Raw genomic sequence first — 13842 nt, 5'->3', positions numbered from 1 at the left:
CCTTGTAAGCTGTTTTCAAGTAACGGCTTACTAAGCTCTTGATAGCTGATGTTGTCATTATGCACAAATCGCCATAACGCTTGGGTCTGAGCAAAACTGCTTTTAGTATCCATAGTTGCTTTCATACCAGCATGTAGATAACCGTTTGGGTGAGTGTGATTGTGTACGAGTTGTTGATATCGTTTGATGAGCCTCGTATCTAGCTCCATTTTATCTATGCCATACTGCGCTATTTTATCAAATTTATGCTTACTGATAAATTGTGTAGATACCTATGCCCTGAAGTGGGTGGTTTTACGGCGACTGGTGATAAATTAAGTGGCTCGAGATACGATAAAAGCTGCAAAAAACACCACGGCTAAGCCCAGCACAATCGCCAAGCCGGTTTGAATATCTAATAGAACACTACCCCAAACCCCACCAGTTACCGCAAGCTGTGCCAAAATAACGGCAAAAATAACCATTTGTTTTGGAGAGTGAGCCCAAAGTCTGGCCGTCAGCGCTGGCAAGATCAATAGACCGCTAATTAATAGACTACCGACGGCTTGAAGTGCTAAAGCACAGAATCCTGCCAAGATTCCCATAAAAAATAACCGCTGCCGAGTGGCGTTAATGCCAGAGACTTCGGCTAAATCAGCGTGAGTCGCTAAAATCACTTGTTTGTGCCAAATATAAATCAAAAATGCGACACCCAGTGCTACGCAGACCGATAAGACAGGCAAGTCACTCCAACCTACTTCCAAAAGATTACCAAATAAGTAACCCAAAACATTGGCCTGCATTTGGGTTAAATGGGTCAATGTTAATAGACCCAGACACAGCATAGACACCGAGACCACGGCCAATATGGCATCGCTAGGCAAGCGCTCATCTTCTAACCACATCAGGCCGATGACCACCATCACACTCACCAAAGCAATACCAATGGCGAAGGGCAGTTGCCATAAGGCAGCTAGGGCCACACCGAATAACGTACCGTGTGCTAGAGCATCAGCAAAAAAGGACATTCGGCGCCACAGGACTAGGCAGCCTAGAGGGGCAGATAATAACGCCAACAAACTGCCAGCAATCCAAGCGGGGGCTATGATATCGAGCCATTCAATTAGCATACGAGCGGTATTCCACTAAAGTTTGTTATTTTAAGAGGGTTATAGTTTTCAAAGCAAAAGCTGGTTTTAAAGTACAGATAGGTTTCATAGGCCAGCTTATTAATGGACATGCGGACCATGGTGCTGACAGTCGTGCGGCTTATGAATATAAGGCTGCTCGTACTGATGACCAAAAAGATTTTTGAATTCTTGTGACACACCAAGGTCGCTTGGCTGGCCTTCGCAGCAGATGTGCTTGTTTAAGCAAATGACTCGGCGACTGCCTCGCATCACCCAGTGTAAATCATGGGAGACAACCACCATGGCGCATTGCAAAAATTCTGGCAAATCGTCAATAAACTCATACAGCCAGCGCTCACTCTCAGGGTCTAAACCTTGCATCGGCTCATCCAAAATCAGCAAATTAGGTTTTGATAGCAATGAACGGGCCAACAAAATACGCTGGGTCTCACCGCCTGAAAGATGAATAACTTGCTTTTTTAATAACGGAGTGACCGATAGGCGCTGATATAAAAACTCTTGCTCACTTGGGGTCAGTCTTTTTTCAGTTTGAGCCAACAGATCTTGCACCCGCAGCGGTAAAATAGCTGGCACACTGAACTTTTGTGGCACATAACCCAGCTGCAGATTGGAATGACGGTGAATCTGACCTGAGGTGGGCTGGATTAACCCTAAGATAAGTTTCATCAATGTCGATTTCCCCGCACCATTGGGACCGATAACGCTGATTTTTTCACGCGGTAGAATCTGCAGGCTGATGTCGCTTAATAGCACTCTAGATTGAGAGTCTGCTGAGTTTTTGTCAGTAGTCTTTGCCGAACGAGCACCACTAAGCCAGCCGCTAAGTCTAGAGCCTGACCGCTCGTTTTTGGCAGGTAAGCTTTCATTTGCCAAGCTAGCCTGATCAGACTTGCTTAGACCACGGGCGCTGACTTCAAAGCCGACATTATCCAGAGTCATCAGCGGTGTTGATTGGGTATCAACTTCAGTGGTCTGCTTAGAGGAAGTTTGATTGGATAAGGGCATCAGTTAAGCGTCCTCTGAGAGATTAGAAGGAACAGGTGAGCAGGTTTGGCATAGACCTTTTAGCTCCATCACGCTTTGCTCAACTTTAAATCCCACCTCATTTTTGACATAGCCGACAATTTCTTGCACTGGCAATCCACTAAACTCCTGAACTCGCTGACAGTCATTGCACAATAAAAAAACAGCATTGTGTTCATCGCGAGGGTGACAGCAAGGCACAAACGCATTAATTGATGTTAGCTGATGGATAAAGCCAAATTCTAATAAAAACTCTAAAGTACGATAGATGGTTGGGGGAGCCACCATTTTCGCCTTATCTCCGACTTGCTTTTCGCGGTCTTGCTGCAAACTTTGAATTAAATCATAAGCGCCTAGGGGCTTCTCTGATTCTAAAATGAGCTGATACACCGTACGTCGTAAAGGAGTAAATCTCGCTTGTTTGGCTGCACAGATTTGCTCAGCAGTCTGTAGACGCTGACTAATATCTTCAGAGCTTAAATCATGGACGTCATGTGAGTGGGCACCCTGATGCTCACAAGGCGGACTCTGATAAGTGGTGGGGGATTTTGCAGCATCAATCATAGATGGCCTCAAATTTAGGTGTTATTTTTTTATATAAAGTCTTAATATTTGTATTGTTATAGTATAACATATCTACTATCAATATTTTTGTATCTTTCTTTAAGAAAGTTTTGTTTTATTTCATCAACTGAGAATACTATGTCCATAGTTAAGCATAACCCTTCTAACATTATGTCTTTCAAACGTCTATTTTCAGGGGGTATAGCGGCCTCTATCCTAATGATGGCTGCCGCTTTAGCCAGTGCTGAAGACCATCATCATAAACAGGCTCATCATGATCATGCCCATCACAATCAGGGCAGTCATGCTCATGACGGCCATCATGCTCACCATTACACCCAGACCCAGACTCAGGGCTATGCGGATAAGTCACAACCCAGAATGACAGTGATTCCCGAACACATTCGAAGCAAGACAGAAATTGCGATTAGTAATTATCCTCTATTTTTGCTCAGTGAAGCTGTGACTAAAAGAGCGCCCTCGGGCAAGCTGTTATTACAGCCAGGGGATGTGGGGCATCATGGCAGCCTAAGTCCAAGTGATATGAAAACAGTCAAAGACAGTCGTTATGTGGTTTGGTTTGGCAGTCAATTAGAATCAAACTTAGCCAATTCTGTGGGCAAAAGTCCCAATAATATTAGTCTATTTAAGTTTAATGCGTTCAACCGTTTGCCGCTACGTGATGTAAAAGGAGAGGCTATTGAAGGCACCTTAGATCCGCATCTTTGGCTAGACCCAGATAATGCAAAAGCCATTACCCGTGCTCTAGGCTCTCTTTATAGTCGAGCTAACCCTCAATATAAAGCAGTTTATGCCGCTAATGTGCAGAAATTTGCCAAACAGATGGATGAGGCAGTCGCTCAGGTTCAGGTAAATAGCCAAACCAGTCGACCCTACTGGGCCTACCATGACGCTTTTGGCTATATTGAGTCTGCCTTGAACTTAAAACTGGCGGGTGCGTTGACCATTGACCATCATCTTCCCCCTAAGGCCAGTCAGTTTCACTGGTTAAATAAGACCCGTCCACAACCTACTATGTGTATGGTACTTCAGTCTGATAGCAATAAAGGGGCATTGCCTAAATTAAAACCGGTGAATAGCACGATACAGCAAGAAGACATGAGTGATGCAAAAGATTTTATTTCAGGGTGGACAGCTTTGGCGAAAGATATTAACAATTGTATTTAAAAAAAACTGACTAACCAGTGTCAAATAGACTCACGGATCGTTAAAAATTAAGTTACAATCTCCCTGCCTAGTTAAGAGTGCATATCAGGTAGACAACGCGCCAAGCTCTTGTTATCTTGAGCCTCTAGTTCGTAGTTGTACTCATTAGCTAGGGTAGGGCTATGCTTTTGGGAGATATTACCTTATTAAATATATCTCAAACAGTTGATAACCGTTGCTTACAGACATGCATAAAAAAAGTATTTGACAAAAGAATGTTTTTTTCTTGCTTTACCCATAAGCCCTCATTATAATAGTCGGCGTTTTGTGTTATAGAAAAGTCATGACCACTCATTCCAATACGCCACTACGAGCGTCAGAACGTAAAGAGCTACAACGAGTTCAGTTAAGACGACAAGCCCGGCTTAGGTCGAGTAGTCTATTAATCATTATCGTTATAGCCTGGCTATTAGAGATGACTTTGTTTAAAAGCAACCTACTCATCCCAAAAGGGGTGGCACTAGGTGCTTTTATTAATTGGTTTGCTCAGGGTGTCTTTGCTTGGTTCGCTTTCCGATATACCGGAGCACAAGCCAGACAGGCCATCGTAAGCCAGCTCTATCTGGGTCAGATCATTAAGTGGTTTGTGGTTATGTTAGGCTTTGCCCTAGTATTTATCACCATACACCCTATTTCTGCCGGCGCAGTCATATTTGGATTTATTGCAATGCAAATAGGACACTTTATAAGCCTCTGGCAGATTCGAAAAAATAGTTAAAATAGCGTGCAACGTAACCACAGCAGCTAACGACTATTTAATTACTATGAAGTCTAGCCGTGTTTTTCAGATTTCATATCAGTGCAATAATAAGATTTTAAAAAATTGCGGCAGTATCGAAACAGAGAATTGTAATCAGTTTTGTTACAAAGCTAGTAAATCAGTGTATGATACGCGGCAAGTTTTATGTAAAATTTAGTAAATTTCTAATTTTGTAAGAATGCAGAAAGGTTGTGTTAAAAAGAATAAACGTTTTCTTTACACTTATATCTCACTGCATTAATATAAGGGCAGAAATAATTGAGCACAAAATTTATTGTCCTACAATAAACAGTTAAATTAAGATTAAGTTGCGCGTACGCAATAATTTAGCTGGGAGGACGATCCAAACACCCCCCTAATCTAGTTCGCATCATTGACAATCCTAACGGTAGGACTAGATTAGAGTAAGAGCCTAAGGTGTACGGTGTGTCGTTCAGGCAATTGCCATATCTTAGGTTTGCGTTCGGGCTTGAACGTCTTGCAGAAGAAATCTCCTTGCTTTAAAGAGGAGAAGAGGTCAATTAGCAAAGTATAGATAGAGAAATAGTAAAGTGTTCAGTAACAATGTATTTTTTGTTTTGCTAAATAAATTAATGGTTAACACAAACTTATAAGAAGCTTAGATTATGGCAGCTGAAATATCCTCGTCTGATTATATTGCACACCATTTAACCAACTGGACCTTTGGCTATTTGCCAGGTGAAGGCTGGAAAGTTGCCCATACTGCTGAAGAAGCAGGTCGAATGGGCTTCAATGCCATTCATTTGGATACTATGCTTTGGTCATTTGGACTTGGTATTATATTTTGTGCCTTATTTTGGTTCGTAGCAAAGCGTGCGACTGCTGGGGTACCAGGCAAGTTACAGTCTGCAATTGAGATGATTGTTGAGTTTGTGGACACAAACGTCCGTGACTCTTACAACGGTACATCAAAATTAATCGCACCTTTAGCGTTAACAATTTTCGTGTGGATCTTCTTAATGAACTTGATGGACTTAATGCCCATCGACTATATCCCAGTACTGGCACAAAAAATTGGTGCTGCTATGGGTCATGATCCACATCATGTTTACTTTAAGATTGTATCGACAACAGATCCCAACGCTACACTAGGTATGTCGTTCTCGGTATTCTTCTTAATCATTGGTTATAGCATTAAAGAGAAGGGCATCGGTGGTTTCATTAGTGAACTAACCATGCATCCGTTCAGTGCTTCAAACCCAATCGCTAAGATTTTATTATTCCCAGTCAACTTAATCCTAGAGTTGGTTACCTTAATTGCAAAACCTGTATCACTTGGTTTGCGTTTATTTGGTAACATGTACGCAGGTGAGTTGGTGTTCGTATTGATTGCCTTGTTACCTTTCTGGATTCAGTGGGCATTATCAGTACCTTGGGCAATTTTCCATATTTTAATTATTACCCTTCAGGCGTTCATCTTTATGATGTTGACGATAATCTACTTATCACTAGCATCACAAACTGAACATTAATTAGTTAGATTTTTCATCAATCAATAGGTAAATGAGGATACATCAATGGATCCAGTATTAGGTGGTTACACAGTTATCGCAGTAGCAATGCTAATCGGCGCAGGCGCGCTAGCTACAGGTATCGGCTTCGCATTACTAGGCGGTAAATTCCTAGAAAGTGTTGCACGTCAGCCAGAATTAGGCTCACAATTGCAAACTCGCATGTTCATTGTAGCCGGTCTTCTAGATGCGGTACCAATGATTGGTGTTGGTATTGCGATGTTATTATTATTCGCTAACCCTCTAGCTTAATTTAAACATCAGTGACCCCTGTTGACCATTCGCAATTATTTGGAATGCTATATCAGATATCGAATGGTCAATGATACTGATTTTTATTAATAAAGAGGTGATCGTGTGAATATTAATCTAACCCTAATCGGTCAGTCCATAGCGTTTGCAATATTTGTTTTATTTTGCATGAAGTTTATTTGGCCTGCTTTAATGGGTGCCATTGAAGAGCGTCAGCAGAAGATTGCTGAAGGTCTTAATGCCGCTGAAAAGGCAAAGTCGGACTTAGCAAATGCTGAACAATCAGTTGAGCAAGAGCTTGCAACAGCTAAAGTTAAAGCTGCTGCGCTGATTGAACAAGCAAATAAAAGCGCTAACCAGCTTATCGAAGAAGCAAAAGCACAGGCAGAAGTTGAAGGCGAACGTATTCGTCAGCAAGCCCGTGAGTCAATCGATCTTGAGATCAATCAAGCACGTGAAGGTTTACGCAGTCAAGTGTCTGAGCTTGCAGTACTAGGTGCTGAACAAATTCTAAAAGACAAAGTTGATGCGCAACAGCATGCCAAGATGTTAGAAGAGTTGGCAGCTAAGCTTTAATTGGTAAATTTAAGTCTTAATATCTATTGTTGATGAGCTGAAGTGACTCAGCTTCAGCTTTATAGAATCTTATAATGAACTGCTTTAGCAGTAATTATGGTTTTATAGACCAGCGATAGTAGGGCTCTTTACCTCCAATCAACTTCTTATACCTGGTTTGTTTTATATAAAGTTTTTCATAAAATATGTGGCTAAGAGGACATAATGGCTGAATTATCTACACTAGCGAGACCCTATGCCAAGGCAGCATTTGATTATGCGCATGAAAACTCAGTCATTGGTGAGTGGGAAGATTTCTTGTTGATCGCAAGTAGCGTGGTCGGTGATTCTGCCTTTGTGCAAATGCTAGATAACCCCGCTGTTACTGCTGACCAAAAAGCTGAAGCATTAATCAGCGTTTATGATGAACACGCAACCTCTACCCAGGGGCAGTCGTCTAATCAACTACCAGTAGCAACAACACCCATCAAAAACTTTGTGCATCAACTTGCCGAACAAGAGCGTTTGAGCCTATTACCACAGGTATTAGAGCAATATCGTTTACATCGCGCTAAAGCACTCAAGCAAGTCAACGTATACGTAACGTCTGCCTATCCGTTAGACGACGCACAACGTACTATGATTCAAAGTCGATTAGAGCAATCACTAAATGCATCTGTGATTCTTCATGAAGATGTAGATCCTAGTTTATTAGCGGGTGCCACCATTAAAATTGGCGACAAGCTTGTTGATGACTCGGTGCGTGGAAAATTAAAACAGTTAAAAACACAGCTAACTGCTTAACGCATTAATAATAATAATGATAGTTGATGTTGCTTATTAGTTAACCTGTAATCAAAATAAATTATCATTAAAAGCTTAATTTATATTTTATCTTCAACACATTTTTCGAAGATTTTAAGCTTTATATCCGGCGAGTAAGCAGGCAATCACAAATTAAAGGAAACAAGGCAATGCAACAATTGAATCCAGCAGAAATCAGTCAACTGATTAAGCAGCGAATTCAAGACCTTGATACAGGTGCAACCGCTAAGAATGAAGGCACTATTGTCAAAGTATCTGATGGTATTGTACAGATTCATGGTCTTGAAGATGCAATGTACGGTGAGATGATTGAGTTTGAAGGCGATGTCTATGGTATGGCATTGAACCTTGAACAAGACTCCGTAGGCGCGGTTGTTTTGGGTGATTACCTAGGTCTTCAAGAAGGTCAAAAAGCTTACTGCACAGGCCGTATTTTAGAAGTACCAGTAGGTCCTGAATTATTAGGTCGCGTAGTTGATGCTTTAGGTAACCCTATCGATGGTAAAGGTCCTATCAACGCTCAACTTACTGACAAAGTAGAAAAAATTGCTCCAGGCGTTATCGCTCGTCAATCAGTTGATGAGCCAGTAATGACAGGTTATAAAGCAGTTGATACTATGATTCCAATCGGTCGTGGTCAGCGTGAGCTTATCATTGGTGACCGTCAGACTGGTAAAACAGCTTTAGCTATTGACGCTATTATTGCTCAGAAAGATTCTGGCATTAAGTGTGTGTACGTAGCCATTGGTCAGAAGCGTTCTACTATTGCTAACGTGGTACGTAAGCTTGAAGAAACTGGCGCATTAGAATACACAACGGTTGTTGTGGCATCAGCTTCTGAGCCTGCAGCACTTCAGTACATCGCTCCATACTCTGGTTGTACAATGGGTGAGTACTTCCGTGACCGCGGTGAAGACGCGCTAATCGTATATGATGACTTATCAAAACAAGCAGTAGCGTATCGTCAGATTTCACTACTATTACGTCGTCCACCAGGTCGTGAAGCTTACCCAGGTGACGTTTTCTATCTTCACTCACGCCTACTAGAGCGTGCATCACGTGTAAACGCTGATTATGTTGAAGAGTTCACAAAAGGTGAAGTAAAAGGTCAGACGGGTTCTTTAACTGCTCTACCTATTATTGAAACTCAAGCGGGTGACGTATCTGCATTCGTACCAACCAACGTAATTTCTATTACTGATGGTCAGATCTTCTTAGAATCAAGCCTATTTAACTCAGGTATTCGTCCTGCGGTTAACGCTGGTATTTCAGTATCACGTGTTGGTGGTGCTGCTCAGACTAAGATTATCAAAAAGCTATCAGGTGGTATCCGTACTGCATTGGCTCAGTATCGTGAATTGGCAGCGTTTGCTCAGTTCGCCTCTGACCTAGATGATGCTACTAAGCAACAGCTAGAACACGGTGAGCGTGTAACTGAACTGATGAAACAGAAGCAGTATGCTCCTATGTCAGTTGCTGAACAAGCCGCGGTTATCTATGCTTCGAACGAAGGCTACTTGGCTGATATCCCAGTTGAAAAAATCGGCGCCTGGGAAGAAGCTTACCTACGTTACATGTATGACGAACAAGCTGATCTTATGAAAGAAATTAACGACACTGCAAACTATAATGATGATATTGCAGGCCGTTTAAAAGCTTCAGTTGAAACGTTCCTACAAAACCACACATTCTAAATAATAAAAGGTGCGATTAGTGAAGCTAATCGCACTATTTGAACTGTGTGTAATAGATTAATCCTCATTTAAACCCCGCCGAATTGGAAATGTTATGGCAAGTTTAAAAGAAATTCGTGCTAAGGTTACTAGCATTAAGAGTACGCAGAAGATTACGCGTGCAATGCAGATGGTAGCCGCCAGTAAAATGCGCCGTGCTCAAGAGCGTATGGAAGTGGGCCGTCCTTATTCTGAGAATATGCGTCGTGTGGTATCACACCTAGTAAACGCTTCCTCAGACTATAAGCACCCTTATATGACTAGCCGTCAGGTAAATCGTGTAGGCTATATCTTAGTGACTTCTGACCGTGGATTGGCAGGTGGATTGAACATCAACTTGTTCAAGCAATTGATGCATCATGTTCAAGAATTTCAAGACCAGTCTGTGCAAGCTGAGTTTGCTGTAATCGGCTCTAAAGGCGTTAGCTTTTTCAAGAGTTTTGGCGGCAAAGTAACTTCAGCAGTCACTGACTATGGTGATAATCCTACTTTTGAGCAGTTAAATGCTCCGGTTCAAGCCATGCTTGATGATTATGCCAAAGGTCACTTAGATCGCATTTATTTAGTTTATAACAAGTTTGTAAACGCGATGACACAAAAGCCAATGGTTAGTCAGTTGGTTCCATTACCTGCAGATGCTATTGATACTGATTCAGGCATCCGTACGGAAATCAACTGGGACTATATCTACGAGCCTGATGCTAAGACACTTATCGATGGTTTGCTTGGCCGTTATATCGAGTCTATCGTATATCAAGCGGTCATGGAAAACATTGCTTCAGAGCAATCAGCACGCATGGTAGCCATGAAAGCAGCTACTGATAATGCTGGTGACCTAATTAATGATTTACAGTTAGTTTATAACAAGCTGCGTCAAGCGGCAATTACCCGAGAAATTTCGGAAATTGTCGGCGGTGCTGCTGCTGTTTCCTAATTGACATACCTATATTTTTAGAAGTTCAAGGAGAACGCCATGAGTAGCGGTCGTATAGTACAGATTATTGGCGCAGTTATTGACGTCGAGTTTAACCGCACTGACGTGCCTCAAGTATATGACGCGTTAGTCGTAGATGGTACTGAAACCACTTTAGAAGTTCAGCAGCAGCTGGGTGACGGTGTGGTTCGTACTATTGCAATGGGATCTACTGAAGGTCTTAAGCGTGGTTTACCAGTAACAAACACTGGTGCCCCAATCACAGTTCCAGTTGGTGATGCGACTCTAGGTCGTATTATGGACGTTTTAGGTCGTCCAATTGACGAACAAGGTCCAGTTAATTCTGAAGACAAGTGGTCAATCCACCGTCAAGCGCCATCATATGATGAGCAAGCTAACAGTACTGACCTATTAGAAACTGGTATTAAAGTAATTGACTTACTTTGCCCGTTCGCTAAAGGTGGTAAAGTTGGTCTGTTCGGTGGTGCCGGTGTTGGTAAAACCGTAAACATGATGGAATTGATTAACAACATCGCTCTTAAGCACTCAGGTTTATCAGTATTCGCTGGTGTGGGTGAGCGTACTCGTGAAGGTAACGACTTCTACCACGAGATGCAAGAAGCGGGCGTTGTTGACGTAGAAAACTTCACCAACTCTAAAGTTGCGATGGTTTACGGTCAGATGAATGAGCCACCAGGTAACCGTTTACGTGTTGCTCTAACTGGCCTAACTATGGCTGAATACTTCCGTGATCAAAAAGATGAAAACGGTAAAGGTAAAGACGTTCTATTATTCGTTGATAACATCTACCGCTACACGCTAGCCGGTACTGAAGTATCAGCACTTCTAGGTCGTATGCCATCAGCAGTAGGTTATCAGCCAACACTAGCTGAAGAGATGGGTGTACTACAAGAGCGTATTACTTCAACTCAGACGGGTTCTATTACTTCTATCCAAGCGGTATACGTACCTGCGGATGACTTAACGGATCCATCACCAGCTACTACGTTCGCTCACTTAGACGCGACAGTTGTACTAAGCCGTGATATCGCTTCACAAGGTATTTACCCTGCGATTGACCCACTAGACTCAACGTCACGTCAGCTAGACCCTCTAGTTATCGGTGAAGAGCACTATAACGTTGCTCGTGGTGTTCAGGAAGTTCTACAGCGCTATAAAGAACTTAAAGACATCATCGCGATTCTAGGTATGGATGAGCTTTCAGAAGAAGATAAGATGGTTGTATACCGCGCTCGTAAGATCCAGCGCTTCTTATCACAGCCATTCCACGTTGCTGAAGTATTCACCGGTGCACCTGGTAAATACGTATCACTACGTGACACCATCTCAAGCTTCCGTGATATCTTAGACGGTAAGTACGATGACCTACCAGAACAAGCATTCTACATGGCTGGTAGCATCGATGAAGTGGTAGCAAAAGCTGAAAAAATGAAGTCTGCAGCTTAATTAAATAGCTGAGCTTAATTAGATAGTCGTAGATAAGCAGGGCATAGCTAAGTTAGACTATGTCTTGCTTACCGAGATATTAAATTATCAGCTATCAAAGTTTGATGTTAATATTAATTAGCAAGTTAATGAGTTTATAACGGAGAGTCGCATGGCAACCTTACAGTGCCGAGTAGTTAGTGCTCGTGAAGAGATATATGCTGGTGAGATCAGTATGTTAATTGCGACGGGTAGTGAAGGTGAAGTGGGTATCCTAGCTGGTCACACCCCGCTTATCACACTATTAAAGCCGGGCTCAATGAGAATCCAACTACCTGATGGTAGCGAAGAAGTGATTTATGTTTCTGGTGGGGTTCTTGAAGTTCAGCCTAAGTTAGTTACTGTACTTGCCGATACTGCAGTACGTGCAGATGACTTAGACGAAGCGAAAATTATTGAAGCTCGTAAACAAGCAGAACAGATGCTTGTCAACCAGTCTGAAACTCTACAGACAAACGCTGCATTAGCCTCACTAGCAGAGTCTGTTGCACAGCTACAAACGATTAGAAAATATCGTAACCGTGCGTAAGGTAATCTACGCCAACTAGCGTCAACTGTTGAGTAAGTGTTAACTGCTTATAAAAATAATCAAACAGCCTATACTAGGCTGTTTTTTTATGTGCTAATATTACGTATATTACTAATTACATTATGGATTAATGTATATATACTAAGACTTGTAATGGTCTATTAATATCTAACTTGAATACGTTGAGAAGACCCTGATTAAGGTTTCATTTTTTGAGGAAATAATAATGTCTACAAATGAAGAAGAACAAACTCCACGAATTTTAATCGTTGAAGATGATGAACGTCTGGCCATGTTAACCCAAGATTACTTGGTAAAAAATGGCATGGATGTGGCTATTGAAACTGATGGTAACCGTGCCATTCGTCGTATCATCAATGAACAGCCAGATTTAGTCGTTCTTGATGTGATGTTACCAGGCAGTGATGGTCTAACCGTATGTCGTGAAGTACGTCCTCATTACCATAGCCCAATTTTAATGCTTACTGCCCGTACTGAAGATATGGACCAGGTATTGGGTTTGGAAATGGGTGCGGATGACTATGTTGCTAAGCCTGCACAGCCACGCGTACTATTGGCTCGTATCCGTGCCTTATTACGTCGCTCTGAAAACACCCCTTCTGAAGAAGTACCACAGCGTTTAGAGTTTGGTGAGTTGGTTATTGATAATGGCGGCCGTTCAGTAACGTTAAATGGTGAATTGGTTGATTTCACCAGTGCTGAATATGACTTATTATGGTTATTGGCTTCTAATGCCGGTCGTATTTTATCTCGTGAAGATATCTTTGAGCGTCTACGCGGTATCGAATATGATGGACAAGACCGTTCAATCGACGTGCGTATTTCACGTATTCGTCCAAAAATTGGCGATGATCCAGAAAATCCGAAACGTATTAAAACCGTACGTAGTAAAGGCTACCTATTCGTAAAAGAGGGCAACTAAGCCACCTTTTTAGACGTAAAGCTTTGATTAGTAAGCCATAGTATGAGTGGCTATTGACTTCCTCCCCTCGCTAAACCGAGGGGATTCCTACAGCTAGACGGTCAAGCCCGACCGCAAGGATATTCTTAGCAGCATTGATATCTCTATCATGCCATGTGCCACACTCAGCACAAGTCCATCCTCTTATTCGCAAACCTGCTCTACCTTTTGGACTACTGTCACTTATTTTATGGCAGCACGAGCAGGTCTGGGTAGTGTAACTCTCATTTACGATCTCAAACTGACAACCTGCATGCTTGCATTTATATTCCAGTTGTCGTTTAAGTTCA

The 13842-nt window shown here is 42.1% G+C and carries 15 protein-coding genes and 1 pseudogene; 11 read left to right on the top strand and 5 right to left on the bottom strand.

Translation table 11 applies throughout. The annotated features are described in order from the left end of the window. From A1232T_RS10685 to A1232T_RS10670, 4 genes and pseudogenes are all read right to left on the bottom strand, one after another. Positions 1 to 209 (bottom strand): annotated as a pseudogene (locus A1232T_RS10685) (transposase); the annotation flags it as partial. A gap of 105 nt (positions 210 to 314) precedes the next feature. Continuing rightward, entirely contained in the window at positions 315 to 1109 is a 795-nt protein-coding gene (locus tag A1232T_RS10680; protein WP_077449396.1) for a metal ABC transporter permease, read from the bottom strand. A 99-nt stretch (positions 1110 to 1208) separates the two neighbouring features. Then, on the bottom strand, positions 1209 to 2069 hold the full coding sequence (locus tag A1232T_RS10675) for a metal ABC transporter ATP-binding protein (protein WP_077449398.1): 861 nt from the start codon (positions 2067 to 2069) through the stop codon (positions 1209 to 1211). Positions 2070 to 2138: 69 nt separating this feature from the next. Beyond that, complete coding sequence (locus tag A1232T_RS10670; protein ID WP_077449395.1) at positions 2139 to 2717, bottom strand: Fur family transcriptional regulator; 579 nt, start codon at positions 2715 to 2717, stop codon at positions 2139 to 2141. A 138-nt stretch (positions 2718 to 2855) separates the two neighbouring features. On the opposite strand from A1232T_RS10670, the gene A1232T_RS10665 reads away from it, so the two are divergent. From A1232T_RS10665 to A1232T_RS10615, 11 genes are all read left to right on the top strand, one after another. Then, positions 2856 to 3905 carry a metal ABC transporter solute-binding protein, Zn/Mn family gene (locus A1232T_RS10665; RefSeq protein WP_244152457.1) on the top strand — a complete coding sequence of 350 codons (1050 nt, stop codon included), beginning with the start codon at positions 2856 to 2858 and terminating at the stop codon, positions 3903 to 3905. 322 nt (positions 3906 to 4227) lie between these two features. After that, positions 4228 to 4662 (top strand): ATP synthase subunit I, encoded by a 435-nt coding sequence (locus tag A1232T_RS10660; protein WP_077449394.1) that lies wholly within the window; start codon positions 4228 to 4230, stop codon positions 4660 to 4662. A 668-nt stretch (positions 4663 to 5330) separates the two neighbouring features. Then, positions 5331 to 6197 carry a F0F1 ATP synthase subunit A gene (gene atpB, locus A1232T_RS10655; RefSeq protein ID WP_077449393.1) on the top strand — a complete coding sequence of 289 codons (867 nt, stop codon included), beginning with the start codon at positions 5331 to 5333 and terminating at the stop codon, positions 6195 to 6197. Between the two features lie 45 nt (positions 6198 to 6242). Beyond that, positions 6243 to 6488: a F0F1 ATP synthase subunit C gene (gene atpE, locus A1232T_RS10650; RefSeq protein WP_077449392.1), complete on the top strand. Its 246-nt coding sequence runs from the start codon at positions 6243 to 6245 to the stop codon at positions 6486 to 6488. A 105-nt stretch (positions 6489 to 6593) separates the two neighbouring features. Beyond that, the gene (locus tag A1232T_RS10645; RefSeq protein WP_077449391.1) at positions 6594 to 7064 is read left to right on the top strand and encodes a F0F1 ATP synthase subunit B; all 471 of its coding nucleotides are present in this window, start codon (positions 6594 to 6596) and stop codon (positions 7062 to 7064) included. A 204-nt stretch (positions 7065 to 7268) separates the two neighbouring features. Further along, positions 7269 to 7847 (top strand): F0F1 ATP synthase subunit delta, encoded by a 579-nt coding sequence (locus tag A1232T_RS10640; RefSeq protein WP_077449390.1) that lies wholly within the window; start codon positions 7269 to 7271, stop codon positions 7845 to 7847. A 170-nt stretch (positions 7848 to 8017) separates the two neighbouring features. Beyond that, entirely contained in the window at positions 8018 to 9562 is a 1545-nt protein-coding gene (atpA, locus tag A1232T_RS10635) for a F0F1 ATP synthase subunit alpha (RefSeq protein ID WP_077449389.1), read from the top strand. Positions 9563 to 9656: 94 nt separating this feature from the next. Next, on the top strand, positions 9657 to 10535 hold the full coding sequence (gene atpG, locus A1232T_RS10630) for a F0F1 ATP synthase subunit gamma (RefSeq protein ID WP_077449388.1): 879 nt from the start codon (positions 9657 to 9659) through the stop codon (positions 10533 to 10535). A 39-nt stretch (positions 10536 to 10574) separates the two neighbouring features. Then, a complete protein-coding gene (gene atpD / locus A1232T_RS10625) occupies positions 10575 to 12002 on the top strand; it encodes a F0F1 ATP synthase subunit beta (RefSeq protein WP_077449387.1) in 1428 nt (475 codons plus the stop codon). Positions 12003 to 12153: 151 nt separating this feature from the next. Then, the gene (locus tag A1232T_RS10620; protein ID WP_077449386.1) at positions 12154 to 12570 is read left to right on the top strand and encodes a F0F1 ATP synthase subunit epsilon; all 417 of its coding nucleotides are present in this window, start codon (positions 12154 to 12156) and stop codon (positions 12568 to 12570) included. Positions 12571 to 12796: 226 nt separating this feature from the next. Next, complete coding sequence (locus tag A1232T_RS10615) at positions 12797 to 13513, top strand: response regulator (RefSeq protein ID WP_077449385.1); 717 nt, start codon at positions 12797 to 12799, stop codon at positions 13511 to 13513. Positions 13514 to 13583: 70 nt separating this feature from the next. On the opposite strand, the gene A1232T_RS10605 is transcribed toward A1232T_RS10615, so the two are convergent. After that, a partial coding sequence (locus A1232T_RS10605) for a zinc ribbon domain-containing protein (RefSeq protein ID WP_143513933.1) occupies positions 13584 to 13842 on the bottom strand: 259 nt, incomplete at its 5' end.

Origin of the sequence: Psychrobacter pasteurii (assembly GCF_900162815.1) — a bacterium.
Lineage (GTDB): Bacteria > Pseudomonadota > Gammaproteobacteria > Pseudomonadales > Moraxellaceae > Psychrobacter > Psychrobacter pasteurii.
This window is presented reverse-complemented; position numbering and strand designations above follow the sequence as displayed.

Coding starts and splice junctions, on each gene's coding strand:
- atpD (WP_077449387.1), top strand. CDS start 10,575: ATGAGTAGCGGTCGTATAGTACAGATTATTGGCGCAGTTATTGACGTC.
- atpB (WP_077449393.1), top strand. CDS start 5,331: ATGGCAGCTGAAATATCCTCGTCTGATTATATTGCACACCATTTAACC.
- atpA (WP_077449389.1), top strand. CDS start 8,018: ATGCAACAATTGAATCCAGCAGAAATCAGTCAACTGATTAAGCAGCGA.
- A1232T_RS10640 (WP_077449390.1), top strand. CDS start 7,269: ATGGCTGAATTATCTACACTAGCGAGACCCTATGCCAAGGCAGCATTT.
- atpE (WP_077449392.1), top strand. CDS start 6,243: ATGGATCCAGTATTAGGTGGTTACACAGTTATCGCAGTAGCAATGCTA.
- atpG (WP_077449388.1), top strand. CDS start 9,657: ATGGCAAGTTTAAAAGAAATTCGTGCTAAGGTTACTAGCATTAAGAGT.
- A1232T_RS10620 (WP_077449386.1), top strand. CDS start 12,154: ATGGCAACCTTACAGTGCCGAGTAGTTAGTGCTCGTGAAGAGATATAT.
- A1232T_RS10660 (WP_077449394.1), top strand. CDS start 4,228: ATGACCACTCATTCCAATACGCCACTACGAGCGTCAGAACGTAAAGAG.
- A1232T_RS10665 (WP_244152457.1), top strand. CDS start 2,856: ATGTCCATAGTTAAGCATAACCCTTCTAACATTATGTCTTTCAAACGT.
- A1232T_RS10615 (WP_077449385.1), top strand. CDS start 12,797: ATGTCTACAAATGAAGAAGAACAAACTCCACGAATTTTAATCGTTGAA.
- A1232T_RS10670 (WP_077449395.1), bottom strand. CDS start 2,717: ATGATTGATGCTGCAAAATCCCCCACCACTTATCAGAGTCCGCCTTGT.
- A1232T_RS10675 (WP_077449398.1), bottom strand. CDS start 2,069: ATGACTCTGGATAATGTCGGCTTTGAAGTCAGCGCCCGTGGTCTAAGC.
- A1232T_RS10680 (WP_077449396.1), bottom strand. CDS start 1,109: ATGCTAATTGAATGGCTCGATATCATAGCCCCCGCTTGGATTGCTGGC.